The 24659-nt window shown below is 56.2% G+C and carries 24 protein-coding genes and 3 pseudogenes; 16 read left to right on the forward strand and 11 right to left on the reverse strand.

What is annotated here, in order from left to right; all coding sequences use genetic code 11:
* Positions 1-61 precede the first annotated feature (61 nt).
* The 10 genes and pseudogenes from MELB17_RS20965 to tnpC form a co-directional block, all read left to right on the forward strand.
* Positions 62-841: a glutamine synthetase family protein gene (locus MELB17_RS20965; protein WP_007352358.1), complete on the forward strand. Its 780-nt coding sequence runs from the start codon at positions 62-64 to the stop codon at positions 839-841.
* Complete coding sequence (locus tag MELB17_RS20970) at positions 841-2151, forward strand: NAD(P)/FAD-dependent oxidoreductase (protein WP_007352359.1); 1311 nt, start codon at positions 841-843, stop codon at positions 2149-2151. Before MELB17_RS20965 ends, MELB17_RS20970 begins: the two co-directional genes overlap by 1 nt.
* A 41-nt stretch (positions 2152-2192) precedes the next feature.
* Complete coding sequence (locus tag MELB17_RS20975) at positions 2193-3275, forward strand: polyamine ABC transporter substrate-binding protein (RefSeq protein ID WP_007352360.1); 1083 nt, start codon at positions 2193-2195, stop codon at positions 3273-3275.
* Positions 3276-3356: 81 nt separating this feature from the next.
* Positions 3357-4496: an ABC transporter ATP-binding protein gene (locus tag MELB17_RS20980; RefSeq protein ID WP_007352361.1), complete on the forward strand. Its 1140-nt coding sequence runs from the start codon at positions 3357-3359 to the stop codon at positions 4494-4496.
* Positions 4493-5425, forward strand: a complete 933-nt coding sequence (locus tag MELB17_RS20985; protein ID WP_007352362.1) for an ABC transporter permease subunit — start codon at positions 4493-4495, stop codon at positions 5423-5425. Before MELB17_RS20980 ends, MELB17_RS20985 begins: the two co-directional genes overlap by 4 nt.
* Positions 5422-6231, forward strand: coding sequence for an ABC transporter permease subunit (locus tag MELB17_RS20990; protein ID WP_007352363.1), 810 nt, complete (start codon positions 5422-5424; stop codon positions 6229-6231). Before MELB17_RS20985 ends, MELB17_RS20990 begins: the two co-directional genes overlap by 4 nt.
* A 571-nt stretch (positions 6232-6802) precedes the next feature.
* The gene (locus tag MELB17_RS20995) at positions 6803-7243 is read left to right on the forward strand and encodes an NAD(P)/FAD-dependent oxidoreductase (RefSeq protein WP_007352364.1); all 441 of its coding nucleotides are present in this window, start codon (positions 6803-6805) and stop codon (positions 7241-7243) included.
* Between the two features lie 69 nt (positions 7244-7312).
* The gene (gene tnpA, locus MELB17_RS21000) at positions 7313-7633 is read left to right on the forward strand and encodes an IS66 family insertion sequence element accessory protein TnpA (protein WP_007352365.1); all 321 of its coding nucleotides are present in this window, start codon (positions 7313-7315) and stop codon (positions 7631-7633) included.
* Positions 7633-8001 (forward strand): IS66 family insertion sequence element accessory protein TnpB, encoded by a 369-nt coding sequence (gene tnpB / locus MELB17_RS21005; RefSeq protein WP_007351418.1) that lies wholly within the window; start codon positions 7633-7635, stop codon positions 7999-8001. Before tnpA ends, tnpB begins: the two co-directional genes overlap by 1 nt.
* Before the next feature lie 45 nt (positions 8002-8046).
* Positions 8047-9063, forward strand: a pseudogene (tnpC, locus tag MELB17_RS21010) (IS66 family transposase); the annotation flags it as partial.
* Between the two features lie 95 nt (positions 9064-9158).
* Here tnpC and MELB17_RS21015 read toward each other — a convergent pair.
* The 3 genes from MELB17_RS21015 to MELB17_RS21025 are packed head-to-tail and all read right to left on the reverse strand — an operon-like array spanning position 9159 to position 12366.
* Positions 9159-10175 (reverse strand): site-specific integrase, encoded by a 1017-nt coding sequence (locus MELB17_RS21015; protein ID WP_007352366.1) that lies wholly within the window; start codon positions 10173-10175, stop codon positions 9159-9161.
* A complete protein-coding gene (locus tag MELB17_RS21020) occupies positions 10172-11140 on the reverse strand; it encodes a tyrosine-type recombinase/integrase (protein ID WP_007351422.1) in 969 nt (322 codons plus the stop codon). The genes MELB17_RS21015 and MELB17_RS21020 overlap by 4 nt, the downstream gene beginning before the upstream one ends.
* The gene (locus MELB17_RS21025) at positions 11137-12366 is read right to left on the reverse strand and encodes a tyrosine-type recombinase/integrase (RefSeq protein ID WP_007351423.1); all 1230 of its coding nucleotides are present in this window, start codon (positions 12364-12366) and stop codon (positions 11137-11139) included. Before MELB17_RS21025 ends, MELB17_RS21020 begins: the two co-directional genes overlap by 4 nt.
* Positions 12367-13163: 797 nt before the next feature.
* On the opposite strand from MELB17_RS21025, the pseudogene MELB17_RS21030 reads away from it, so the two are divergent.
* A pseudogene (locus MELB17_RS21030) lies at positions 13164-13541 on the forward strand (IS66 family transposase); the annotation flags it as partial.
* Between the two features lie 144 nt (positions 13542-13685).
* Here MELB17_RS21030 and MELB17_RS21035 read toward each other — a convergent pair.
* The 5 genes from MELB17_RS21035 to MELB17_RS26590 all read right to left on the reverse strand — a co-directional run bounded on the left by MELB17_RS21035 (position 13686) and on the right by MELB17_RS26590 (position 17587).
* Positions 13686-14027 carry a hypothetical protein gene (locus tag MELB17_RS21035; protein ID WP_007350236.1) on the reverse strand — a complete coding sequence of 114 codons (342 nt, stop codon included), beginning with the start codon at positions 14025-14027 and terminating at the stop codon, positions 13686-13688.
* Positions 14028-14427: 400 nt separating this feature from the next.
* On the reverse strand, positions 14428-15426 hold the full coding sequence (locus MELB17_RS21040) for a tyrosine-type recombinase/integrase (protein WP_007352369.1): 999 nt from the start codon (positions 15424-15426) through the stop codon (positions 14428-14430).
* The gene (locus MELB17_RS21045; protein ID WP_007352370.1) at positions 15423-16349 is read right to left on the reverse strand and encodes a tyrosine-type recombinase/integrase; all 927 of its coding nucleotides are present in this window, start codon (positions 16347-16349) and stop codon (positions 15423-15425) included. Before MELB17_RS21045 ends, MELB17_RS21040 begins: the two co-directional genes overlap by 4 nt.
* Positions 16346-16801 (reverse strand): tyrosine-type recombinase/integrase, encoded by a 456-nt coding sequence (locus MELB17_RS24175; protein WP_319795894.1) that lies wholly within the window; start codon positions 16799-16801, stop codon positions 16346-16348. The genes MELB17_RS21045 and MELB17_RS24175 overlap by 4 nt, the downstream gene beginning before the upstream one ends.
* 105 nt (positions 16802-16906) lie before the next feature.
* A complete protein-coding gene (locus MELB17_RS26590) occupies positions 16907-17587 on the reverse strand; it encodes a site-specific integrase (RefSeq protein WP_083796453.1) in 681 nt (226 codons plus the stop codon).
* Between the two features lie 121 nt (positions 17588-17708).
* On the opposite strand from MELB17_RS26590, the pseudogene MELB17_RS26595 reads away from it, so the two are divergent.
* The 5 genes and pseudogenes from MELB17_RS26595 to MELB17_RS21075 all read left to right on the forward strand — a co-directional run.
* A pseudogene (locus MELB17_RS26595) lies at positions 17709-17861 on the forward strand (transposase domain-containing protein); the annotation flags it as partial.
* Positions 17862-18208: 347 nt separating this feature from the next.
* On the forward strand, positions 18209-19237 hold the full coding sequence (locus MELB17_RS21060) for an ABC transporter substrate-binding protein (RefSeq protein ID WP_007352374.1): 1029 nt from the start codon (positions 18209-18211) through the stop codon (positions 19235-19237).
* Positions 19234-19998 (forward strand): ABC transporter permease, encoded by a 765-nt coding sequence (locus tag MELB17_RS21065; RefSeq protein ID WP_007352375.1) that lies wholly within the window; start codon positions 19234-19236, stop codon positions 19996-19998. Before MELB17_RS21060 ends, MELB17_RS21065 begins: the two co-directional genes overlap by 4 nt.
* Positions 19995-20816 (forward strand): ABC transporter ATP-binding protein, encoded by an 822-nt coding sequence (locus MELB17_RS21070; protein WP_198136533.1) that lies wholly within the window; start codon positions 19995-19997, stop codon positions 20814-20816. The genes MELB17_RS21065 and MELB17_RS21070 overlap by 4 nt, the downstream gene beginning before the upstream one ends.
* 36 nt (positions 20817-20852) lie before the next feature.
* A complete protein-coding gene (locus tag MELB17_RS21075; RefSeq protein WP_007352377.1) occupies positions 20853-21152 on the forward strand; it encodes a hypothetical protein in 300 nt (99 codons plus the stop codon).
* A 63-nt stretch (positions 21153-21215) separates the two neighbouring features.
* Here MELB17_RS21075 and MELB17_RS21080 read toward each other — a convergent pair whose 3' ends face one another.
* The 3 genes from MELB17_RS21080 to MELB17_RS21090 form a co-directional block, all read right to left on the reverse strand.
* The gene (locus MELB17_RS21080; RefSeq protein ID WP_007352378.1) at positions 21216-22622 is read right to left on the reverse strand and encodes a hypothetical protein; all 1407 of its coding nucleotides are present in this window, start codon (positions 22620-22622) and stop codon (positions 21216-21218) included.
* A gap of 135 nt (positions 22623-22757) precedes the next feature.
* Positions 22758-23945, reverse strand: a complete 1188-nt coding sequence (locus MELB17_RS21085) for an alpha-hydroxy acid oxidase (RefSeq protein WP_007352379.1) — start codon at positions 23943-23945, stop codon at positions 22758-22760.
* A gap of 18 nt (positions 23946-23963) precedes the next feature.
* A partial coding sequence (locus tag MELB17_RS21090) for a 2-hydroxyacid dehydrogenase (protein WP_007352380.1) occupies positions 23964-24659 on the reverse strand: 696 nt, incomplete at its 5' end.

The following is a 24659-nucleotide window of genomic DNA, read 5'->3' on the forward strand; positions in this document are numbered from 1 at the left end:
TGTCGCTGGACGAATTGCAGCATTTCGATGAATTTCTGAACGACGTTTACGATGCTGCGAATTGCAGGGCATTCCTGCCGATGCTGCGATTTCGGAAAACGGGGCGGGCCAGTTTGAGATCAACATGCACCACGTTGCGGACCCTCTGCGCGCCGCTGACGATGCCGTGCTGTTCAAGCGTCTCGTGCGCGGCATTGCCCGCAAGCACGGGCTTGCGGCTACCTTCATGGCGAAACCTTATGGCGACCTGTCTGGCAGCGGGTTTCACACGCATTTCTCATTGATTGATGAAAACGGGATAAACGTGTTCGACAACGGCGGCGACGAAGGCACGCCCCTGTTGTTGAACGCGGTGGCCGGGTTGTTGGCCACGATGCAGCAAAACACGCTGACATTTGCACCGCACGAAAATTCGTATCGCCGCCTGCTGCCCGGCGCTCACGCGCCGACAAGCGTCTCTTGGGGCTATGAGAACCGAACCGCGGCCATCCGTATTCCCGGCGGTGATCCCATAGCGCGGCGTATAGAGCATCGCGTCGCGGGCGCCGATGCCAACCCCTATCTGGTGCTGGCCAGCATTCTGGGCGGGGCGCTGCTCGGCATCGAAAACGAGATGCAGCCGGCGGCACCCATCACCGGCAATGCGTATTCGATGAACCTCGACAATTTGCCGCTGGACTGGGCAACCGCCATCGACGCCTTTCGCAAGGGTGCCGATGTGCCGACCATCTTCTCCAAACGGCTGCAAACCATGTTGGTCGAATGCAAGATGCAGGAATTGCGTAAATTTGCCCGCTACGTGACCAAGTTTGAATATGACAGCTACCTGGAGATCGTGTGATGCACTCTCAGAATGACTCCTATGCCGGTGACGGCAGCCACGCCGCAAGTTACTACGCCGCCTCGGCTAATGCCGCGCCAGAACGGGCGCAACTGACCGGTGATCATCAAATAGACGTCTGCATCGTCGGCGCCGGATATACCGGGCTCTCGACGGGGCTTTACCTTGCGGAAAAAGGCTACAAGGTCGCCATTATTGAGGGTGCGCGGGTTGGATGGGGCGCTTCGGGGCGCAATGGGGGGCAGATCGTCAACGGGCTGAACGCCAGCCTGCAGACGATCAAGAAACGCTACGGGCAAGACACGGCCACATTCGTCGCCGGTCTGGTGCAAGAAGGTGGCGAGATTATCCGCGAGCGGATCAGCACCTACGACATCAAATGCGATCTGAAGGAAAAAAACATCTTTACCGGTTTGACCAGCGCCCATATGGGCGAACTGGAAGAGCGGATGAAGCTTTGGGCCAGTTACGGCCTCAAGAATCAAGAGATGCTGGACAAGAACCAATTGCGCGAACACGTGAATTCCGACCTCTACGCGGGCGGGTTGATCGACCATTCCGGCGGCCATATGCACCCGTTGAACCTGGCCTTGGGCGAGGCAGCGGCGTTTGAGCAAAACGGGGGAATCATCTATGAGATGTCGCCGGTGATCGACGTTGATCAAGCGGCGGCTCAGCCAGTTATCAAAACGGCCAAAGGCACCATGACCTGCAAGACGCTGGTTCTGTGCGGTAATGCGTACTTGGGCCACGTGGTGCCAACGCTAACGTCGCGAGTGATGCCGGTGTCAACGCAGGTGATGGCAACCGAGCCTTTGGGTGAGGCGCGTGCGCGGGAATTGATACCGACAGATGCCTGCGTCGAGGATATCCGCTACATCCTCGATTACTATCGCTTGTCCGGCGACAACCGCATGTTGTTTGGCGGCGGCACGGTTTACGGTGGCGCGGATCCCAGTGACATCAAAGCCAAGTTGCAGCGCAACATGGACAAGGTCTTTCCACAGCTTAAAGGGGTCAAGATCGACTACGCGTGGAGCGGTAATTTCGCCCTCTCGTTCAGCCGCGTCCCCCAGATGGGCCGCATCGGCGGTAACACCTATTTCGCCCACGGCTACAGCGGCCATGGCGTTACCGGGTCGCACACCTTCGGGCGCATCCTGGCCGAGGCCATCCACGGCGACCTGACTCGGTTCGACGTGTTTGCCAAGGTACCATGGTATCCGTTCCCCGGTGGCCGCATGCTCCGCGTTCCGTATTCGGTAATGGGTTCCTGGTGGTACGGGGTGCGCGACAAAATCGGCATCTAATAAAGTAACAGTAAAATATAAAAATTCTTTAGGAGAACACCATGCTAAAAAAAACACTGATCTTTAGCGCGCTGGCGCTGACCACTGGCGTAGCTTGTGCCGAAGGTGAGCTGAACGTATATCACTGGTCTGATTACGTGGCTCCCGACACGATTGAAAATTTCGAGGCAAGAACCGGCATCACGGTTAATTACGACGTGTTCGACAGCAACGAAGTATTGGAAGCCAAGATGCTGACGGGTTCCAGCGGTTACGATGTGGTGGTTCCGTCTATCGAGTTTCTCGCCCGCCAGGCGCAGGCTGGCCTTTATGCGAAGATCGACAAGAGCAAACTGAAGAACTACGGCAATCTTGACCCCGACATTCTCAAAATCATCGAGGCGAATGACCCCGGCAACACCTATGGCGTGCCTTACATGATGTTCTCGGTCGGGATCGGCTATAACATTGATATGATCAAAGAGCGCATCGATGCCGACAAGATTGGCAGCTGGGACATGTTGTTTGACCCCGATACCGTGGCCAAGCTGGCTGATTGCGGCGTTGTGATAATGGACTCCCCGACCGAAGTGATGTCGTCGGCGCTGAATTATCTGGGGCTGGATCCGCACTCCGAAGATAGAGCCGATCTGGAAAAGGGCAGTGAGCTGATGATGGGCGTGCGCCCGCACATCCGCTATTTCCATTCGTCGCAATACATCAACGATTTGGCCAATGGTGATATCTGCATAACCGTTGGTTATTCCGGTGACATATTGCAAGCGCGTGATCGTGCCTCCGAGGCAGGGCAAGGCATCAATATCGCTTACACGATCCCCAGAGAGGGCGCTGTGATCGGTTTCGACATGCTGGCAATCCCGGACGATGCACCCAATCCTGAAAACGCGTTAAAGTTTATTGACTACATCCTCGAGCCAAAAGTTGCCGCAGACATCACCAACTACGTCTACTTCGGTAACCCGAATACCGCTGCGACGGAATTCGTGAACGAAGACGTGGCTAATGATCCCGGCATTTACCCTCCTCAGGACATTAAAAAGAAAATGTTCGTTTCCAAGCCGCACACAGCGCGCTATGACCGAGCACTGACCCGCGCCTGGACCACGATCAAGACCGGCATGTAAGCCTATGCACTGCCGCGCGGATTCGCTTCGCGCGGCAGTCGTTTTCCAAGATCGGTTCTTTTGGGGAAATGGGGAATCATCATGTCCGAAGCTATTGCAGTTACAGGTTTAAAACCCTGGACAGATCCAAACGCTGTACCTTTTTTAAAAATCAATAATGTGACCAAGAAATTCGGCGCGTTCACGTCAGTCAACAACGTGTCGCTGGAAATCTACAAGGGCGAGATTTTTTGTCTTCTGGGCGGATCGGGTTGCGGTAAGTCTACGTTACTGCGGATGTTGTCCGGATTTGAAGACCTTACCTCCGGCCAGATCATTATCGACGGTCAGGACCAGGCCGGCATTCCGCCTTACAAACGACCCACCAACATGATGTTTCAATCCTACGCGTTGTTTCCGCACATGACGGTGGAAAAAAACATCGCGTACGGGCTGAAACGCGACGGTTTGCCCAGGGCAGAGATTGCTACGCGCGTTACAGACATGTTGTCGCTGGTGCAGATGGGTGCGTTCGCCGCCCGCAAACCACATCAACTGTCTGGCGGGCAGCGCCAGCGGGTCGCGCTCGCTCGCGCGCTGGTGAAAAAGCCCAAGCTGCTGCTGCTGGACGAACCGCTGGGTGCGCTGGACAAGAAACTGCGCGAAGAGACCCAGTTCGAATTGATCAAGATTCAGGAAAGCCTGGGTGTCACTTTCGTGGTTGTTACCCATGATCAGCAAGAGGCGATGACCTTGTCCAGCCGGATCGGCGTTATGACCGCGGGCAAGATTGTCCAGGTCGGAACCCCCCGCGAGATATACGAGTATCCGCAGAACCGGTTCGTTGCAGACTTTATTGGTTCGGTGAATATCTTTGAGGGCCGTATTGCCGAAGATGGCGAGAGCCACGTTGTTGTGGCCTGCCCCGAAGCCGGATTGGGGATTTACGTACCCCACAGCATCGCCGGTGTTATTGGCCAAAAGGTCGCCGTTGCGGTGCGACCGGAAAAAATGCAGATCAGCAAGGGCGACCTGGGCGACTTGCGCAACAAGCTGAGCGGCACCATCGATGAGATTGCCTATATGGGCGATTCGTCGGTTTACCAGATACGCCTGGACAGCGGGAAACGCGTGCGCGTCAACCAATCCAACCTTTTTCGGTCTGAAGAGAGTTCTCTGAATTACGGCGACCGGGTGAATCTGGGCTGGGCGGGTAACGCCGGGATTGTGGTGACGTCATGAGCAGCCTGCCGTTGGGATCGCGCATCGGGTCGCTGCTGGGCCGAATGGGCCTGAAGGGACGCCTCTTGGTTATCGCTATCCCGACCGTCTGGCTTCTGGTTTTTTTCCTGATACCGTTCCTGGTGGTCGCGAAAATTTCGTTTTCCGAGGCTGCCATTGCCCGGCCGCCCTATCTGCCAATCGTGGAGTGGATTGACGGGTTTTTCAGGGTAAATCTTAACTTCAATAACTATTTGTTTCTGTTAGAAGACCCTCTCTACCTTGCAGCCTATCTGGGGTCGGTCAAGATTGCCGGCGTTGCGACACTCATTGCCCTGTTGATCGGGTATCCGATGGCCTACCTGATTGCGCGCTCGCCTCCTGATCAGCGTAACCTGCTGCTGATGCTGGTTGTGCTCCCTTTCTGGACATCTTTCCTGCTGCGCGTTTACGCGTGGATCGGGTTTCTCAAAGGCAATGGGGTTATCAACAACCTGCTGATGAGTATTGGCATCATCGACGAGCCGCTGGTGATGCTACAGACCGATTTTGCAGTCTATGTTGGCATTGTTTATACCTATCTGCCGTTTATGATTCTGCCGCTTTACGCCAATTTAGTGAAACTGGACGAAGCGTATCTTGAGGCATCTTCCGATTTGGGCGCGCTCCCGGTCACTACGTTTTTTACCGTCACCGTGCCGCTGTCGCTGAGTGGGATTATTGCGGGCTGCATGCTGGTGTTCATTCCCGCCGTCGGCGAGTTTGTTATTCCGGCGCTTCTGGGCGGGCCGGATACGCTGATGATCGGCCAGGTACTTTGGAACGAGTTCTTCTCAAACCGGGATTGGCCCGTCGCCTCGTCGGTGGCCATTGTCATGCTGTTTGTGCTGGTGATTCCCATCATGCTGCTGCGCTGGGCTCAATCAGCGGGCGAAGGAGAAAGCCGATGAAACGTCCTTCCCGGTCTCTTATGATCTTCGGTGTTCTGGGTTTCGTGTTCCTTTACGCGCCCATCCTGTCACTGGTGGTTTTCAGCTTTAACGAGAGCCGCCTGGTGACCGTTTGGGGCGGGTTTTCGACCAAATGGTATGGCGAGCTGTTCCGTGATCCACAAATCCTGGATGCGGCTTGGGTCAGTCTGCGTGTCGCCCTGGCCAGCGCGACTCTGTCGGTGGTGATTGGCACGGTGGCGTCTTTCGTGTTGGTCCGGTTCAGGCGCTTTCGCACTAAAACGCTGTTGAGCATGATGATCACCGCACCGCTGGTTATGCCCGAAGTTATTATCGGGCTGGCGTTGCTGCTGATGTTTGTTGCGATGGAGAGCATTCTTGGTTGGCCCGGCCAACGTGGAATTATGACGATTATTATCGCGCACTCGACCTTTGGAGCGGCCTATGCGGCGGTGATTATACAATCGCGATTGGTAGATATGGATTTGTCGATAGAAGAGGCAGCGCTGGACCTTGGAGCACACCCGGTTCGGGTGTTCTTCGACGTAACACTGCCGGTCATTGCCCCGGCATTGATGTCTGGCTGGCTGCTGGCCTTTACCCTTAGCCTGGACGATCTGGTGGTTGCCAGCTTTGTCTCTGGCCCAGGTGCTTCAACCCTGCCGATGGTGATCTTTTCTAAAGTCCGACTGGGGGTAAGCCCGGATGTGAACGCGCTAGCGGCGATCATTATCGGCGTTGCTTCGATAGGGATCATTGTTGCGGCCTTGCAGGTGAGCCGCAGCAAGAAGATATCCCAGAATTGAGACTCAATGAAAATCGGATTAGTTCGATCCTGTCCTATATCTTGGGACGTCCTTCAAATGCAAAGTGACAGCGATGTGCTGCTCAACCGCCCGCTTTGAGGGCGCAGCAGCGCGGCGGACACCCTTGCCGTCCAGCCATTAGCTCCCCTTGCTTGGCGCACATCGAGTAGTAGGGGGAGTTTGCTACACCGTCCTCACACCACCGGGCACGGATGGGTCGGACCGACGATTCCGCACCACGGCGATTCATGGCTGGCTCTGAAGCCGGCTCATCGTATCCAACAACCCACCAAAGACAGCCGAATCAGCAACCGATTCCTTGGTCAGACGCTTATGCCAGCTGAACTCGTGTTGAGAAATGTGTGGTTACTGTGGAATTCAATGGCGTGGCAGGGCGCCTTGGAATGGGCGTTCACTATTTCCTTACGCTCATCAAAATATACCTTGGGAGGTATATAGGTACTAATCGCGAACTCGTAATGTTGTTGGACCTGTAAACGCAAACAGTGGCCAGCGAGCCAGCATGTCTGCAGCTAATCCAATAATTCAACATGATCTCGGGAGCGACACTGTGCCAACAACGTCTCATGCAAATTCCTTTTACGCTGCTTCCGCCAACGACAAAGGGATGCGGCCAGCACTGCAGGAAAATATCAAAGCAGATATCTGCGTTATTGGTGCCGGCTATACCGGTATGTCCACTGCTCTGCACCTTGCCGAAAGTGGCTACAAGGTGGTCGTACTGGAGGGTAGCCGAATTGGCTTTGGCGCGTCTGGCCGCAATGGTGGACAAATCGTCAACAGCTATAGCCGCGATGTTGATTTTATTGAGAAGCACTACGGTAAAGAAGTGGGTGCAGAGATGGGCCGCTTGGCCTTTGAAGGTGGCCGCATTATTCGTCGTTTTGTCGAGCAGTATGATATTCACTGCGATCTGAAGCCCGGTGGCATCTTTGCCGCCTGTAATAATCGCCAGTTCGCGGAACTGCAACAGAAAAGTAAGCGCCAATAAATCAGCACCTACATTCCAACTCGCCAATTGCACACACTGACTTCCTCACCCATTCCATGAGGAATCAGCATGACCCCAACCGAACGAGCACATGTCTGGCAACAGCATATCACTGACTGGCAGGCCACCGGCGTGTCCGGCAGCGCTTACTGTAAGCAGCAATCGCTGGTTTACCATCAATTTGTGTACTGGCGCCAGAAGCTGGTTTTGACTGAAGACTCCCTGGAGCAAGAGCAAGCGGCCACCGGGTTCGCTCGGGTCGTTTCTGCTCCTGGCGCTGGCATCGGCGGAGCCGATGGCCTGACCGTGTCACTTCCTGGTGGTGTCTCGATCACCGGTTTGCACGCCGGTAACATCGAGTTGCTCGGCGCTGTTTTGAGACAGCTGTGATGCGCCACCGATATTTACGCCCGTCTTTGTCGTTGCCAGAGATTTATCTGTACCGGGCACCCGTTGATTTCCGCAAGCAGGCCCAGGGTCTGGCGGTCTTGGTCGAACAGGAACTGGGTCATAATCCGTTTACCGGAGCGCTTTATGCCTTCACCAACCGGCATCGAAATAAGATCAAGTGCCTGATGTGGGAAGACAACGGTTTTGTGCTCTATTACAAATCGTTGGCGGAGGAGAAATTCAAATGGCCGAAGGCCTCGGATGAGCTGATGCCACTGACGGGCGAGCAAATCAACTGGTTGCTGGACGGCTACGATATTGCCTTGTTAAAAGGACACAAAACACTGAATTATGAGGCGGTTAATTAACTCTTTTTTGGTGCTTTAGGGCGTTGTTTTTGTTATAATTTAGCCATGAAATTAAAGCCTAAAGCACCTTCAAAAACACCCGATGTCAGCGGCCTTTCAGCCGCTGACTTACGGTCGGCTGTCGAAGGTCTTCAGCAGGAACTGGCCGCCAAGAGCGCTGAAATCCAACAGCGCGATCACTACATCCAAATTCTCGAAGAACTGCTGCGCTGGAAACGGATTCAGCAGTTCGGCGCCAGCAGTGAGAAGTCCGCACACCAGATTCATCTGTTTGACGAAGCCGAGCTGGAAGTTGAGATTGATGCCCTGCGCGATCAGTTACCAGACGATGTTGCAGAGGAAGAGGCACCGCCGGCCTCCCGTAAACGTCGGCAGCGTGGCTTCTCGGATACACTGCTGCGCGAGCGCATCGAACTGACCCTCAGCGACGAAGAAAAAGTGGGCGCCAGCAAGACCTTTTTTACCAAGGTCAAAGAAGAGCTGCAGTTCATCCCGGCCCAACTTAAAGTTCTGGAATACTGGCAGGAAAAAGCCGTGTTCGAGCAGGATGGTGAAGAGCGCATCCTGGCCGCCACCCGCCCGGTTCATCCGCTGGGCAAGTGCACGGCCACCACCTCGCTGCTGGCGTACATCATCACCTCAAAATACGCCGATGGCCTGCCTCTGTATCGTTTGGAACACATGCTCAAACGCCTGGGCCATGAGATCAGCCGCACCAGCATGGCACACTGGGTTATCCGCCTGGATGACGTGTTCAAACCGCTCATCAATCTGATGCGCGAAGTGCAAAACAGCAGTGACTACCTGCAAGCCGATGAATCCCGAATGTACGTTCTAAAAGAAGACGGTAAAACGGCGCAGTCTGATAAATGGATGTGGCTCACCCGCGGTGGCCCACCAGGGCAACCGTCGGTCCTGTTTGAATACGATCCCTCACGGGCGGGCAAAGTGCCGGTGCGTCTGCTCGACGACTTTAAGGGCATCCTGCAAGCCGATGGCTACTCGGGTTATGGCAAGGTGTGTCGGAATAACGGCATCACCCGGATCGGCTGTTGGGATCATTATCCCAAGTCGATTTTTATCCGGAGTGTAGCCTGAGAATCCCAGTGTTCATGCGGCCGTGGGGCGGTCTTTTGACGGGATAAAATTACCAACTTCTACAGCGACGCCAAGAAGGCGAGCAAGTCAGCGCTTGGCTGCCACGGCTTTGCATTTGTCGGTTCGATACCGGCGCGTTTCCAAAAGGCTTCGAGTGCTTCTCGTTTCATCTGTAAGTTGGTGGTGAGATAGCGACTGGTGGTGGCGATACTGGCGTGACCGAGATAATCGCGGATGACGGTAACGTCGACACCAGACTGCAACAGTGCGACCGCGCAACTGTGGCGAAGCACATGCGGGGTGATTTTTCGGCGCTGTAAGGTAGGGGCTGTCGGGATCGCGGCTACTACATATTTTTGAAGCAGATAGGCCGCGCCGTCGCGCGTCAATGGCTGGCCCTGTCGATTCACAAAGACAAATGCCCCTGGCGCGCCATCGCGTACAGTAGGCAGGCGCAGAAGTGCCTGAGCAGTATCGCGCCACAGCGGGCAGAGCCGATCCTTTTTGCCCTTGCCGTGGAGGCGAACCTGCCGGGGTGGTGTCAGATGCAGGTCTGCACAACAAACGGTCAGGGCCTCGCTGATGCGTGCGCCCGTATTATAAAGAAACAGCAATAACCCATAATCCCGTTGGCCGAGCACGGTACGACAGTCAGGCTGGTCAAGGATGGCATGTACCTCCGCCGCTTCCAGATAGGTTGCCAGGTTTTGCTGGCACTTCTTCGCAGGCAAGGCCAAAATCCTCTGATACTGCTCGGCATGTGGAAGGTCAACGCGGATCAGATGCTTGCAGAAACTGCGAATCGCTGCGCGTCGGCAGTTACGCGTCGCAATCGAGTTGGCACGATCCGATTCCAACTGGGTCAAAAAGGCGGCCACCGCATCGACGTGCAGATCGTTCAGTCGCAGGTTGGCAACGGTGCTGTCCTTGGTGTCCGCGAGGTAAATGAAAAGCAGTCGTAGGGTATCTCGATACGCGCGCACGGTGTGCGCGCTGGCACCTCGCAATCGCTGTAAATAGTCGCGGAAGAAGCTCTCAACGCAAGCCAATAGCGGATCTTCGGGCGCTCTGCTCATGACGTTTTATCGACGTGGTGCCAGTGTCGGGCGAAACGTTCACTGGCCAAGCGCATCAGTTCCGGCGTAGCCCTCAGATACACTTGCGTGCCGAGCACGTCGACATGCCCCATATAGGCGGAGAGCCAAGGCAGCCGGGCATGGATATCAACGCCCTCGTGATACCAGGCGGTCAACCGGTGGACGGCGAAGGCATGTCGGAACTCATAGGGTCGCGGTCCTGTCCGACCTCTGGCAGGCTTGAGTCCTTCCCGACGAAGCAGCCGACGAATGGCCTCTGACGCGGCCTTCACCGGTAGCGCTTGGCCGCTATTGCGCAGCAAAAGTGCTCCGGGATCAGCGGTTGCTATTGCTTCCAGAATGCGCCGGCGTAGCCGCAGACAATCGTTTAACTCGTGGGCCAGATCATCAAGAAACGGTACAATCCGGGACCTTCCTTTGCTCTCCCGGACAAGAAAGCACCGCTGTTCCAGATCGATATCGGACAGCTGCAATCGGGCGGCCTCCCCAAGTCGCAGGCCGGTACAATAGAGTATCAGCAACAACATTCGCAGCATGCCGGCACAGAGATGTCGGGTATCATGAGCGCTGGCTGCGGTGATGAGATGGACGATCTGGTCCTGGGTGAAAATATACGGTAGAAAGGTCGACGCCTTTATGGGTGCCCAGTCCTGTTCGGGCACAAAGCTGGCCGGATCCCGACGGCGGCGATACAGGCAGAGTTGGCGGATGACACCAAACTCCAGCCCCACGCTGACCGGCTGCCGATGTGGGTTACGCGATAACCACTCATGCAATACAGCGTCGAAAGGCACCTTGGCATGTAAACCGGCCCGATGCTCGACAGCGCGCTGAAAGCTCTTCAGCGCAAGCTCACTGCGTTGGTATGAATGCCCCATCGCACGCTTGAAAGCGACAAAATGGACGATGTCTTCGGCGAGTTCGGCCGCGCAGATAAGCGTCATTTGGGAACCGGCAGAGGCAGTTGGCGTAAGTGCTTGGTGTCAATGCGCAGATAGGCGGAAAGCGACGCTGGTGATCGATGACCGAGAATGTCGCTTATTACCTTGGGTGAGGTCTCTAGCTCCATCTGCCGGCATGCATGTGTATGGCGCAGTACATGGCTACCCAAGTACGCGGCCGTAACGCCAGCAGTCCGGGCGTACCCAACGAGCATATGCCGTACCGCTGAAGACGCGCTCAAGGGGTAATGGGGTGCTCTCATTGACAGGAATAAATGTCGTGTTGGTGTCCGACGGGGCCGCCCACGCTTAAGGTAGCTGACCAATGCGCGGGCAAGTGCCGGCAACAGTGGCAGTGCGAAGGCAACACCGGTCTTTGGTCGTACGACATGCAAGGTGGCGGCTTGCCAACCGATATCGTCGAGCGTCAGACGGATCACCTCGCCAGCCCCCAAGCCGTAACAGCTCATCAACAAGAGTACCGTATAGTCGCGCAACCCGACGGGCGTCTTGCGATCAATGGCTGACAGGATGCGGAGGACATCCGCCCACGGTAGCGCCCGCAGTGGCTGCTCGTAGCGGCGTATAACAGGGGTTACGACGAATGACGCAAGATCATTGGGTAACTGTCCGGTGGTCAGCAGAAAGCGCAAATAGCGGCGCAGGCTACAGCCAATGTCAGCTGTGGTCGTGCGGGCATAGCGCTTACTGCACGCCATCAGAAATGCATCGATATCCGTTAGCAAAAGGTCTTGCAACGACCGATGCCGGGCACCCATAAAGGCCAAAAAATAACGTATATGGGCCAGTTTCTTCTTAATGGTCCCTTCCGGGTTACCGCGGTGTTGGCGTAAATGTTCGGCAAAAGCCTTTAGTTGGGGCTCGGGTTGAAAAGTACCGTTCATCCTGGCTTGCCACGGAGGGACCTCAACGCCTAAGGCGCTTAATCCAAATGCCCAGGCCCGCAAGGCAGACTGCGCTCTCTGGCTAGCACACTCCGTATCGACCCGCCGTTGTCGTGCGTACCACTGGGCAAAGACGGTTACGCCGACCTGCGTCAGTTGCTCATTGGGACTTAGGGCTTCAGCCATGCAGTAATGGTGAAAACGGCGTATCCAGTAGAGATACTGATCAATCGAAGCCCGCTTGAGGCTGCGGTTGTCTCGCCATACGCCCTGAACCTTGGCTAATTGGGTCTCGAAATCGGGTACCACTTGCTTGCTGTGCACCGTTCATCTCCGGCAGTTGCCTTAATGCTCCGGTGACAACATTAATACCAGTCCCTGGGCGGGTCTGCCCCAGAGTTGTGTTGGATGCGTTTTAAGTGCGGGCTTCGTGGGGCGAACCCTAAGGGCGCGGGTAACCTTGGCAGATAAACGGCGAGCGTGGTACGCAGCGCCATCAAAACACCGGTTCCCCGTAGTCTCCCTTGGAATGACGTGAGACTTGGCTGGCAGTCGCGAAACAATACCGGTGCGGCCTGCAAAGCACCGACCAATGCGCCTCGTACCAGATAAGTCCGGAGGCGGATCCATCGAGCGGCACTGGGTAAGGAGATATCATCGGGACGCAGCGTATTCGCCGCAGCTTCGACACTGCTGGCGTACTCGGCATGCAGAACAACCCGTTCCAATGCCACGAGCGTGCCGGGCAGACGAGAGGCCAGACAATCTGGCAAAAGGCTGAACGTGCGATGGCCCTTCGGGCAGTACCAGCGAGGTATCCGTGTACCAGTAGGCGTTACCCGGGAGTATGTGCCGTGTCGAGAAAAGGAACAGCCACCTTGCGGATGTAGCGGGCAACTTGGCAATCTCGCCATGCGCCACCCTTGAGTTGCCACATAGGCTTCGCCTGAAAGGGATGTCTCGAATCGGAGCTGCATCTGAGACCTGCACCATGGAATGTTGACAGGTATTTTATCCCGAGAAACAAAGCTGTACAGCGCCCATAAGCCCTGCGATCCCTCATTATACTCCACATAAAAATCGACTTGGGATAATGATCCTTATGCGGAGCTCCGCATAAGGATCACGCCCGACGTAAGTTCGTGGAAGCCACCAAAGCGGCCAAGCCTCAAGGTAAAGGCAAACCCACGAACGTGTCCAAAGCCGATGTGGCTCTGAGCCACATCAACAAGCTTTACGCCATCGAACGCAAGATCAAAGCGTTGAGTGTGGCCGAGCGTTACCGCATTCGTCAGGAACTGAGTGTACCCAGACTGAAAACACTGAAGACCTGGCTGGAGGCCAACGCTGGCAAAGTCGCAAAGGGCACCCTGACACGAACCGCGATGGATTATACGTTGAACCAGTGGCCCACCTTGGTGGGTTACTGCGAACGGGGCGACCTACAGATCAGCAACGTACTGGCCGAAAACGCCATCCGTCCGTTCGCTCTCGGTCGCAATTATCCTCGGTCCTTAGTTATGTAAGGATGTGCTCATCAGGCATTTTAAAGTCGGTCAGGATAGATACTGATTTGTTTTGCAGTTGAAGTACTTAGCAGCATCTGCCCTGTACTGCACCAAGGTGAGTTGATCCTCTGAATCTTACATAACTATAAGCTCTGCAAAACTGTAAAACACTGTCCGACGGGCGGTATCGCGCCGATGCTTGGGGCGGAGCGGGGAGGCATTTTCAATGCCCGGTTCTTCATCGCCAAATCCGCTTCGACATATTCGTGGGTGGTCACCGATACCGGTAAGATCGGCTTCCTGTGCCTTCAACCAGTGCGCTAAATGCTCAATACCATTGAAATATTCCTTGATGATCCCTGCCGCATAACCACGCTTATGGAGGTAACAAAGATACGCATAGGCACTCGTGCTGAGCGGTGAATCGGCGAACCATTGGCATGCCAGTGGCGACAATGAATGAACAGACGCAATCATGGTGACTCTCCTTCCTGATCAGGGTGGAGTCACCACGACAGCACCGATTATTCTGAAAGGCAATTCAGTGCAGGGAGTGGATTACGGCAGTGAAAAGGAAGCGATTTTAAACGACTTCTTTGAGAAACCTTCCATAACTCACAACCTCGGATAATTTCGATTATGGAAACACTTCCATAATCGAAAAGCGTGGCTGTTTGCGGACACCTCACGGGGCGCCCGCGCCAGTGCCACGTGTTATTCCCTGGTCGAGACCGCGCTATGCCGCATGCGGCATAGCGCGGTTTATGCCGAACCCAGAACTATGCCGAACTGGCTTTGTCGTTTGCGTAAATAAGCCGACACCACGCCATTTTGGGTCTTTCACTAACGGTGCCGGTTCGGCATAGTTTGCGATCAGCTACAAGTTATTCAGGAACGCGAGCAGTTCATCTCCGGGCTGATAGCGCTTTATTCCGGCATGCCCTAATGGATCTATTTTTGCCAGCGCAGCTTCCTTCAGAGCCATATGAGCATGAAGGTAAACCTGGGTGGTCTCAACCGACTCATGCCCCAGCCACAATGCTATAACTGAACAGTCTACCCCCGCTTGAAGCAGCTCCATTGCCGCGCTGTGCCTCAGGACATGCGGGGTAATCCGCTTCTGTTTTAGTGAAGGGCAATGCTGCCGCGTGATATCCGCATAGTTTGCAACAAGGTACTGGACCGCGTCGGCGCTCAGTCGCCGGCCTTGTCTTGTCGAGAACAATGCCTTGCTGTCACACCTGGCCGGTTCCTTTAACCATTCCTGGATTGCCCTTGAGACAGTGCGTGTAAGAGGTGTGCACCGCTCCTTCCGGCCCTTACCCAGACAATGAACGTGGGCACCGCTGCCCAGCACAACCGAAGCGCGATCAAGACCTGTGAGTTCGGAAAGTCGTAAACCTGTCTGTACAGCAAGCAGCAGTAACGTATGATCCCGACGACCGATCCACGTTGATTGATCCGGTGCCGCCAGTAGCGCCTCAATCTCTGGTCTCGCCAGAAAATGCACTATCCTCCTGTCCTGACGTTTATCGGGCACTGCCAGTACTCGCTGGATTTGTGCACTGTGTGCGGGCTCTTCGTAGGACACAAAACGGAAGAAAGATCGAATGGCAGTCAGCCTCAGGTTTCGGGTCCGGGCGCTAATCGAACGATTGACTTCCAGATCCTCGAGAAAGGCGCTGACAAGCGTCGCATCGATATCTTCTAGGTTGAGAGATGACGGCGGCTTGCCCAATTGTTTTTGGGTAAATACCAGCGGCAGCCGGAAGGTGTCGCGATAGGACGCTATGGTGTTCGCGCTGACGTGTCGCTGACGCATAAGCCGATCGATAAAGAAGCGTTCCAGCAGAGCCGGTAGAGTGGGAGTGTTCATGGCAATGCCTCCCAGTGTTTCTCAAGTCGGCGCGTGGCGTGTTCCATGAGCTCGGGGCAAGCTGACAGATACCAATAGGTGTCACGAATGCACGTATGACCGAGATACGTCGACAGCACAGGCATCAGGTTGTCCACATCCTTCCCGGCCCGGTACCCGTCGAGCAACGTGGCCACCGCAAATCGATGACGAAAGTCGTGCAGCCTCGGACCTGTGTGAGCGGTCGCAGCCCGGAGTCCGGTCTGGCGCGACAGAGCCCAAAAAACCCGATAGACATACTGCGGTAGCAACTGACCACCACGCTCCGCAACGAGAAAATACGGGCTGTGGGGCGTGGTGAGATGCACATCCCGTCGATGCGCATAATCCAATAGAACCTGTCGGGTACTCGGATGTATTGTCACCCAGCGTGACTTGCCGAATTTGGCCCCACGAATCGTGAGGATACCCTCTTCAATGTCTACATCATCACGCCTCAGCGCCAGTGCCTCGCCAATTCGTAGACCCGTGACCGCCAAGAGCCCAAACAGACAGTGGTATGTCCACCGTCGAAGCGCTTGCTCGGGGGGCAGCGCCAATGCAGCTGTCAGCAGTGTTTGAATTTCCGTATCGGAGTAGAGGTAGGGGCGAATTCGTCCAGAACGCGGGATGAGTCCTGTTGGAGGAATCTCTGTACGCGGCTCGCTATTGCGCAGACACCGGGCAAAGCCGCGCACATCGGCAAGATGTATGGCCCAACTGGCGTGTCTCCCGGGCGATTGTGTTGCCCATTCAAGCGCCAACTTGGTCGTAATGAAAGCAGTCTTGCGCTGTTCCATAAACAGGGTGAAGCTCGTCAGTGTGCGTTCCTGATGAACATACTTGTATCCCAAGCCCCGTTGTCGCGAGAGATAGTCTCGCAGCGCTGTCCGCAAGGTGCTCATTGAACACCTACCGGCCACGGCAGCCCGAGTTTACGAAGAGCGTTAATATCCACCTTGGCGTAAAGACGCGTCGTGTCGTGATTCTGGTGCCGAAGAACCTGGCCAATCTCCGTCAACGAAGCGCCGGCACCTAACAGCTGAGTTGCAAGGCTGTAGCGAAAAATGTGGGTACCTTTACGAGGCACATCTACTCCGGCCCGCTCCAGCGCAGAGACAGCGATCATCGAGATACTGCGCGATGACGTGAATCCTCGGTGTGGAGCGAGTGAACGGATGAATACCCGGCGACTGTCGGTCGTCCATCGTCCGTGCTGCAGGTAATCGGCCAGCGCAATGCCGACCTCGGACAAGAGGGGCATAACGGCGAGTTGACGGCCCTTACCCCGTACAGTCAGCCCGAGTGCCAGTCGATGTCTTCCAGCGCCAGTGTGGCAACCTCGTTGGCCCTCAATCCGAGGCGTGCCAGCAAAAGTAGCACTGCATAGTCTCGTTTCCCAATCGCAGTTGTCCGGTCACAGCCATCGAGCACACGCTGGATCTTGGGAGGTGGAAGATGATCAGGCAGTGGTCCGAATCGCCAGCTCCGCACACTGGGAACAGCGAACAGCGGCGGCGAGATCGTCAACGATAGACCCCCTGTACACCAAATAACGAGTGAATGCGCGCAGCGTCCAGCACATGGATCTTGCTGTTCGGGGGGAATGGTCATGAGCGTGGTCGGCTATAAAACGGACAATGTCTTCCGAGGAAAGTCTCAGAAACCTTGCCGTTCCCTCGCGACAGCATTCCTGAAGAAACTTCCGAAGCGGGGGGCGATGTCGAATCGCCGTTGTTTGAGAAAGTCCGCGCTCTCGTAACAGGTAATGCTCGAAGTCCTGTTCGATTTGCTCAAGTGGCTTTGGCGGGATAATTGTTTGTGGCGCGATGGCATCGATCTGTCGGAGCAGTCCGAGAAGTCGGCAAAGTGCAGGCCGGTCGCTGCAAAACGGCCGTTGGTATTGCGTCCGGAAACGAAGGTACTGCCCCACGAGACTCTCGTCCACGTCATTAATATTGAAATGCTTGCGGGCCAACCACTGACTGAAATCACCCACAATTCGGATACAGCGCGTCCCACTCTGATAGCAATGCCCCTCTCTCAGCAGTTGTGCGGCATACAGATCAACGTAATCCCCCAACGGACCTTCGTGCAGTCGTCGAAGTACCTTTGGTAACGTAAAGTATGCATTAGCGGTCATGTCCTCTACTCCTCATCGAATGACGGGAGAGAGATCAAACTATGCCGAATAGGCTGACGGCAAGTCCGGGGAATACAGGCTTCCGAATGGGGGATGCGGCATAGTTCTGGGTTCGGCATAAACTGCTAAAGCGAACAGTCTAGAGCCCTCGGTTTATATCCAGCATGTGCTAGCGCGCATTGCCGACGCTGACACGTTGGAGAAGCTGGAGGCACTGCTACCGTGGAACGTGGACCTGGAACGGGCTTCAAAAAATGTGTCGCAGCTCGACTGAGGGCAAGTGGGTCGATTTAAGGGCGTGTACTTAGAAACAAAAGCTACGTTACAAAAGAAGTCGTCACTGCTCCATCGTAAAGCAACGAATCACACTGAGTTCATCTTGAAGTTGGAAACGAAGTAATAAGAGCACTATCGTTTCAATACAGGCCGAATCGCTTTCGCAGCGATTACCCTTTCCCTTCCGCAGTGGCGCCGGCCCGGCGTTCTGATTCGATCCGTTTCGCCCGTGGAGGTCAAGCTATAAAAATATGGTTATAATGATTGGTTCTTAAGTTCCATTTAGTTATACATAAAAAGACGCTACACTGAAAATCAATGTTTCCTGATGGAGCTCCCCTTGTGATGCCAGCTCGCACTCCCCTAGCAGCCCTGTTCGCCGGCCTGCTGGCTTTCTCCGGCCTGACCCAGGCCGACGAACACACTACTACTCTTGAGGTGGGATACATGCCGATCCTGCCCGTCGCGCAGCTGTTCGTCATGGAGGGCGAGGGCTGGACCAAGGAAGCGGGCCTGAATCTGGAACTGACCCGCTTCTCGAGCGGTCCGGCCATGGTCCAAGCGCTGGCCTCCGGCGAGTTAGATATCATGTATTTTGGCATTGGTCCGGCTATGGTCGCGCGAGCCAACGGCGTACCGATCAAAGTGCTGGCCTCGAGCATTCAGGAGCAGATCGGCCTGGTGGCGCGCGGCGACTTCGCTGTGACCTTCGAGGACAACGATGCCGCCCAGGCCATCGCCCGTTTCACCGAGGAGCAGGGTCGCAAGCCGAAGATCGCCACCTTCCCCCGGGGCTCGGTGCCGGACACCGTGCTGCGCTACTGGCTGATTGAACAGCTGGGCGTTGGCCTGGATGCCGTGGAAGTTATCGGTATGGGCGCCGACCGCGTACAGCAAGTACTGCTGGCCGGTGCGGTGGATGCCGCCTCGATTCTGGAACCTATTCTAACCACGGTTCAGGAACGCGATGCTAGCGCACGCGTAGTCGTGCGTGCCGCCGAAATGTTGCCGGGCCAGCCGGGCGCCGTATTGGCCGCCCGTGAGGCTACCCTGGCGGAACACCCCGAGGCGATGCGTAAGCTGATGGCACTTCATTTGCGGGCCACCGACATACTGTTGAATGAGCCCAAGCGCGCCGCGCCTCATGTGCGCGAGTTCGTCGGCCGCCGACTGATCGACCTGGCCACCGTTGAAGCGGCGCTGGGTTCGCCGTCATCCAATTACATCAGCGACCCTCACGCCATTCGAGAAGGCACGCGTCGCATGCACGACTTCCAACTGAGCCAAGGCACCCTGCGCAAAAAAGTGGATCTTGACGCTTTGTTCGACACGCGACTCTTCGACGAGGTAAGCAAGGAGCTGTCCGCGCAATGAACCCGACCATGACGCGTTCTCGGCGTAGCCTATTGAGCGCTGCGGGCCTCGTTGCCTTCGTGTTGCTGTGGGAACTGGCACTGCGCAGCGGTCTGCTGCCAGGCAGCCTGGTACCGTTACCATCCTCGATTCCGCAGGTTTTCTGGTACGAGCTGATCGACGGTATCTGGCTGGACGTGGTGCGTTCAAGCCTTGTGCACTACAGCGTGGGGTTACTTCTTGGCTCCAGCTTGGGCATAACCGTTGGCGTCGCGGCAGCACTGCTGCCACGTTTTGATGCGCTGCATGCCTGGCTGGCCCGCCTTCTGCGGCCGATCCCGCCGCTGGCGTGGATACCCTTCGCGATTATCTGGTTTGGCATCAATCCTTCGGCGGCTGCGTTCATCATCAGTATTGGGGTGTTCTGGATCAACTACTTCGCCAGCTACAGTGCGGTGCATTCGATTGATCCCAGTTTTGACGAGGTGGCTCAGGCCTTCGGCCAGCGGCGCTTCCTTTCCCGCCTCACCAAGGTCAACCTGCCGGCGGCGGCCCCCGGCATATTGGGCGGCCTGCGCGCTGGCCTCGGCCAGGGCTGGATGACCGTGGTCGCCGCCGAGTTGTTTGGTATTCCCGGCATTGGCCAGCGCATGATGGAGGCGTCTAGTCTTCTGGCCACCGATATTGTGGTGGTTTACATGCTGACCATCGCTGGACTGTATGCGCTGTTCGATTTCTTATTCATGCTGATTCAGCGCCGATTGTTAAGGTGGCAGCCGTGACGATAGCTATGACGACCTCTGTAACAACATCTATCACGCCCCCCAGCGTGACGACTGCACGGGCCAACTCCACGGGACCGGTACTCAACGCTCGAGACCTCAGCCTCGGTTTTGGTCACACTACCGTACTGGCCGGTGTTGAACTGGCGCTTTACCCGCGCGAGTTCGTGGCAGTGGTAGGCGCCTCAGGAGTGGGCAAGTCAACCCTGCTTCGGGCGCTTGCCGGTTTACTCGCCCCGCAGACCGGCGAGGTAGACATTCCTGCCGGCAAGGAAGACGGCACCCGCGCCTGGTCAATGGTCTTCCAGGCTTCGCGACTGTTCCCTTGGCGGCGGGTGCGCGCCAATGTAGAACTGGGACTTGAAGGGCTTGGGTTGTCGCGTGCTGAGCGGCGCGAGCGGGCCATGCAGCCGCTGACGTTGGTCGGCCTGGATGCCTACGCCGATCGGTGGCCACATACGCTGTCGGGTGGCCAGCAGCAGCGGGTTGGCATTGCGCGGGCGTTGGCCGTGCGGCCCAGAGTGCTGTTTATGGACGAGCCTTTCGCATCGCTGGATGCCATCACCCGCCGGCGATTGCAACAGGAGCTGATCGCCCTGCGCCAGCGCACCGAGGCCGCCATTGTCTTCGTCACCCACGACATAGAAGAGGCGGTACTGCTCGCCGACCGGGTGATGATACTGGGTAACCAAGAGGCGGGTCAGCCCGCTCGGGTTGTTGAGACCCTCAGCGTCAATCTGCCGCTTGACGAGCGTCGTGACCTCCCCGACTTCGCGCCGCTGGTTCAGCGTGTCGAAGCAATCATTGGCAACCACTGACCACCATTGACCACGACATCACTCCTGGAGATCACCATGACACCCCTTCGCGTACTACTTCATGCGCCTACGGCCGAGGCACTGGCTCGCGCCCGGCGTAACGCCGCTAACCTTCAAAATGCTCGGCCCGATGCCGAGGTGCTGATTATCGCCAACGGCGCCGCCGTCGCAACCGCCCTGGCCACTCCTGACGCGACCGACTCGCTGCTGCGACTGTGCCGCAATTCGCTCGTTGCCCAAGGGCTTGATAATACCCGAGGGCTCGTTGAGGTCGAGGCGGCCGTGGTCACCCTGGCCGAGCGACAAGTCGAAGGCTGGGTTTATATCCGTGCTTGAGGCGGTCGAGCGCTGTCGAGCGCTGTCGAGCGCTGTCGCAGCATATAGTGTGATGCGCTCGGGTCAAAGGATATAGAAAAGCGCTAGCGCCCACAGGGTCAGCGCAGCGCCGGCCGCAAGAACATACACCCCGTTCCAGCCCAACCCGGCCCTCAGGGGTGACACTCCGCCCAAAGACGCAGCCAGCATGACGGAAGCGGTGAATGGTGAGGTCGCCCCGCTCAGCGCCCATCCGGCTGTGATCGCCACGACCATCGCCGTAGGGGGAATTCCCATAACCTCAGGCGAAGGCAGAATGGGCACCAGCAGCGAAACGGCAAGGATTGGGTTCATGCCCAGCTGCCCGGTAACGGGGATAATCCAAACCATCGCGGCGACGATAATCCAGGGTGGGATCGTTGTCAGATCAAGCCCTTGTGCCTGCACCAGCGGCAGCAATAGGAATGCCCCCAAACTGCCGATAAAGCCGGCCATGAACAGCAAGACGATCTCACCGCGATAACTGGGCAGCTCGCGCGTGACGAACAGCAGAGCGCGCTGCCGGACGTTGACGCTGCGCGTCAAACCAACCGGGGGTTGTTGCATTGCGATCCACAGAATGGCAATGACGGGAATCAACGACATGACCGCACCGATCACCTCGACTCCCGTGACGATATGCAACAACGCGACGCCAACCAGTACAAGACCCAACAGCACCAGCAATGGACGCAACTGCGTCACCCATCGCTCTGTCTCCAGCGGGCGTGTATTCGATTTCACTTGCGGCTTGTAAAGTGCGTCCAGACCCCATCCGATCACCAGCATCATCAGCGCACTGACCAGCCCCGGCAGAGCAGCAGCACTCCAGCTTGCACCCGGAACGACGGACACGCTGATGATCATCGAAAACCCCAGGGGCGACCAACACAGGGTGGACGCAAAGCCCCGCTGGATCGCAATCATCATGCGGCGGGTGCGTTGCCTGCGGATTTCAAGGTCCGGCTCGCGCGCCGCACTTTCGGTCGCCAAGGTCCCCAGCAACGATATTGAGCCATAAAGCAGAACCAGCGCGAACAGATGCCCGCCGATGGTCAATGCGGTGTAGCGCAACCCCGAACGCTGCCGTGCAAGGAAACGCCCGCATTCGACGATTGCCGGCGCGCTTATGGCGGCATTGCGGATCGCCGTCAGGGCAGTGAACAACGCCATCACCATCGCACCACGCTGCGCCGCTAATGCGGTCGCTGCCATCCACCCCGTATTCGTCAGCGCGGCCCAAAGCACTAATGCGATCGCGATCAGCACGAACACGACCCGAGAGGCGCGGACGCCAAAGCTGAAAATAGCGACTGCAATCGCGGCCAACACCGAAGCCGCCACTGCGAATGCGGAATAACCCGTGTATTCGAATGAGACCATTAAGAAGACGACCCCGGCCGGCAGGAAGCCGGCCAAGGCAAAATAACGCGAAGGTTTTAATAGAGTCATTAAGGCCGTTTATTCACCTCCGGCAATTGGGAAAACACGCATCTATTCTGGCACCGGGGGAAAACGCAATGGGTCGGTCAGGTGATCGGATAAAACCAGTACGGGTGATCAGAACTTGCAGAATACGCAACTAACTCATGATGAGACGATAAGAGGCCGTCCGTCTTTCAAACACATTCGCTCAGAATTCATCTCCTCCACCCTGTTTATTCCCAGCAACGCCATATTTCGCTGGATCTCTGCTGAGAGCAATTTCGCGGCGTGACTAACCCCTTCCTCGCCGGCATAAGCTGCCGCATAATTGAAGGATCGGCCGACAAACACAAATTTAGCACCCAGACCCAGCGCCTTGAGCACGTCGCTCCCACGCCGAAATCCGCTGTCAATCATGACCGGCAGGCTCACAGCTTTTACAATTGCGCTTAATACATTCATCGGTGCAATGGTGCCGTCGAGCTGACGCCCACCATGATTCGAGACAATAATGCCATCGGCACCTGCAGCTTCCGCCTTTAGGGCATCCTGAGGGTGCAGTATGCCTTTGACAATCAGATTTCCGGGCCAAAGCCTGCGAACCAACGCCAGCGACTCCCAGTTCAAGTGGCTTCTACCAGAAAAGTCCCGATTGACGTTTTTTGAAATAACCGAGATGCCACGCGTGGCGTAATTGTTCTCGAAATGCGGCATTCCGAAATTTATCAAGGTTCTAATAAAGGTGCCAAATAACCATCGTGGCCGCAGCAAACCGTTTATAAGCAGCCTTACACTGGGCCGCAATGGTGATGAGAAACCGCTACGAACATGATTCTCACTATTGGGCGGAACCGGGTAATCAACCGTGATCACCAGATTCTTGAATCCCGACTTTTCAACCCGTGCAAGCAGTGCTTCGATGCCTTCCTCATCACCCGGTAGATACGCCTGGAACCAATCTGTGCCATTTGGCCCACTGACATCCTCCATGGGAATCAGCGAGGAGCCACTCATGATCATAGGAATGTTGGCTTTAGCCGCCCCCTCAGCCAATACCTTGTCGCCACGATAGGCCGAAAGGGCACTGATTCCCATGGGAGCAATACCAAAGGGCGCTGCATACTGCTTGCCGAAAAGCTCCGTTTGCAGTGAGACCTTCGAGACATCAACGAGCGCACGTGGCAGGAAACAGTAATTATCAAAAGCACTCCGGTTGGCGTGCAGTGTCTTGCCATCTTCTGCTGCGCTGGAGATGTAACCGAAGATGGGACGTGGAAGATGTCCTCGTGCGGCTTTTTCAAAATCATGCAGATTCAGAATTGAAGCCAATCGCCTGTGCTGATCCTTCATCCAAAGTTCCTTGTGATGTTACTTGGCCAACAGAACCTGCTCATTGACCGCGTTCCTCGGTGATTTACCTTGTAACGCCAGAATCAGGTTCTCAACGGCGAGTTTGGCCATCGCCGCACGGGTTTCGTGAGTAGCTGAGCCAATATGAGGCAAGGCGACAACATTCGGCATCTGCAGGAGAGGAGATTCAGCGGACACCGGCTCTTCTTCAAATACATCGAGACCAGCGCCACCAATCTGGCCTTCGTTGAGCGCAGCGATCAAAGCAGCCTCATCAACCACCTTACCTCGAGCAATATTGATCAGGATCGACGAGGACTTCATCCTCAAAAACGCGTCGGCGCCAATCATGTGATGAGTTTCGGCCGTCAACGGCACGGTGATACAAACGAAATCAGACTGGGCCAAGAGTTCGTCCGTGTCGCAACGCAGGGCGCCGAGCTCTTTTTCAAGGGCTGGTTTAGGCGATGAATTGGAATAAAGCACGCGCATACCAAAACCGAGTGCACCACGCCTGGCAACGGCGGCACCTATGCGCCCCATACCAATAATGCCCAGTACTTTACTGTGCACATCAAGACCATACAGCGGTTTGTCGATATGCTCCACCCAGTTGCCCAGCTTAACGAGCTCGGCCAACTCCACCACACGACGAGCGGTAGACATAATAAGCGCAAACCCGGTGTCGGCCGTTGTTTCCGTAAGCACATCGGG

The organism is Marinobacter sp. ELB17 (assembly GCF_000169375.1).
Taxonomy (GTDB): domain Bacteria; phylum Pseudomonadota; class Gammaproteobacteria; order Pseudomonadales; family Oleiphilaceae; genus Marinobacter.

Coding starts and splice junctions, on each gene's coding strand:
- MELB17_RS20970 (WP_007352359.1), top strand. CDS start 841: ATGCACTCTCAGAATGACTCCTATGCCGGTGACGGCAGCCACGCCGCA.
- MELB17_RS20975 (WP_007352360.1), top strand. CDS start 2,193: ATGCTAAAAAAAACACTGATCTTTAGCGCGCTGGCGCTGACCACTGGC.
- MELB17_RS20980 (WP_007352361.1), top strand. CDS start 3,357: ATGTCCGAAGCTATTGCAGTTACAGGTTTAAAACCCTGGACAGATCCA.
- MELB17_RS20985 (WP_007352362.1), top strand. CDS start 4,493: ATGAGCAGCCTGCCGTTGGGATCGCGCATCGGGTCGCTGCTGGGCCGA.
- MELB17_RS20990 (WP_007352363.1), top strand. CDS start 5,422: ATGAAACGTCCTTCCCGGTCTCTTATGATCTTCGGTGTTCTGGGTTTC.
- tnpA (WP_007352365.1), top strand. CDS start 7,313: ATGACCCCAACCGAACGAGCACATGTCTGGCAACAGCATATCACTGAC.
- tnpB (WP_007351418.1), top strand. CDS start 7,633: ATGCGCCACCGATATTTACGCCCGTCTTTGTCGTTGCCAGAGATTTAT.
- MELB17_RS21015 (WP_007352366.1), bottom strand. CDS start 10,175: ATGAGCAGAGCGCCCGAAGATCCGCTATTGGCTTGCGTTGAGAGCTTC.
- MELB17_RS21020 (WP_007351422.1), bottom strand. CDS start 11,140: ATGACGCTTATCTGCGCGGCCGAACTCGCCGAAGACATCGTCCATTTT.
- MELB17_RS21035 (WP_007350236.1), bottom strand. CDS start 14,027: ATGATTGCGTCTGTTCATTCATTGTCGCCACTGGCATGCCAATGGTTC.
- MELB17_RS21040 (WP_007352369.1), bottom strand. CDS start 15,426: ATGAACACTCCCACTCTACCGGCTCTGCTGGAACGCTTCTTTATCGAT.
- MELB17_RS21045 (WP_007352370.1), bottom strand. CDS start 16,349: ATGAGCACCTTGCGGACAGCGCTGCGAGACTATCTCTCGCGACAACGG.
- MELB17_RS26590 (WP_083796453.1), bottom strand. CDS start 17,587: ATGACCGCTAATGCATACTTTACGTTACCAAAGGTACTTCGACGACTG.
- MELB17_RS21060 (WP_007352374.1), top strand. CDS start 18,209: ATGCCAGCTCGCACTCCCCTAGCAGCCCTGTTCGCCGGCCTGCTGGCT.
- MELB17_RS21065 (WP_007352375.1), top strand. CDS start 19,234: ATGAACCCGACCATGACGCGTTCTCGGCGTAGCCTATTGAGCGCTGCG.
- MELB17_RS21075 (WP_007352377.1), top strand. CDS start 20,853: ATGACACCCCTTCGCGTACTACTTCATGCGCCTACGGCCGAGGCACTG.
- MELB17_RS21080 (WP_007352378.1), bottom strand. CDS start 22,622: ATGACTCTATTAAAACCTTCGCGTTATTTTGCCTTGGCCGGCTTCCTG.
- MELB17_RS21085 (WP_007352379.1), bottom strand. CDS start 23,945: ATGAAGGATCAGCACAGGCGATTGGCTTCAATTCTGAATCTGCATGAT.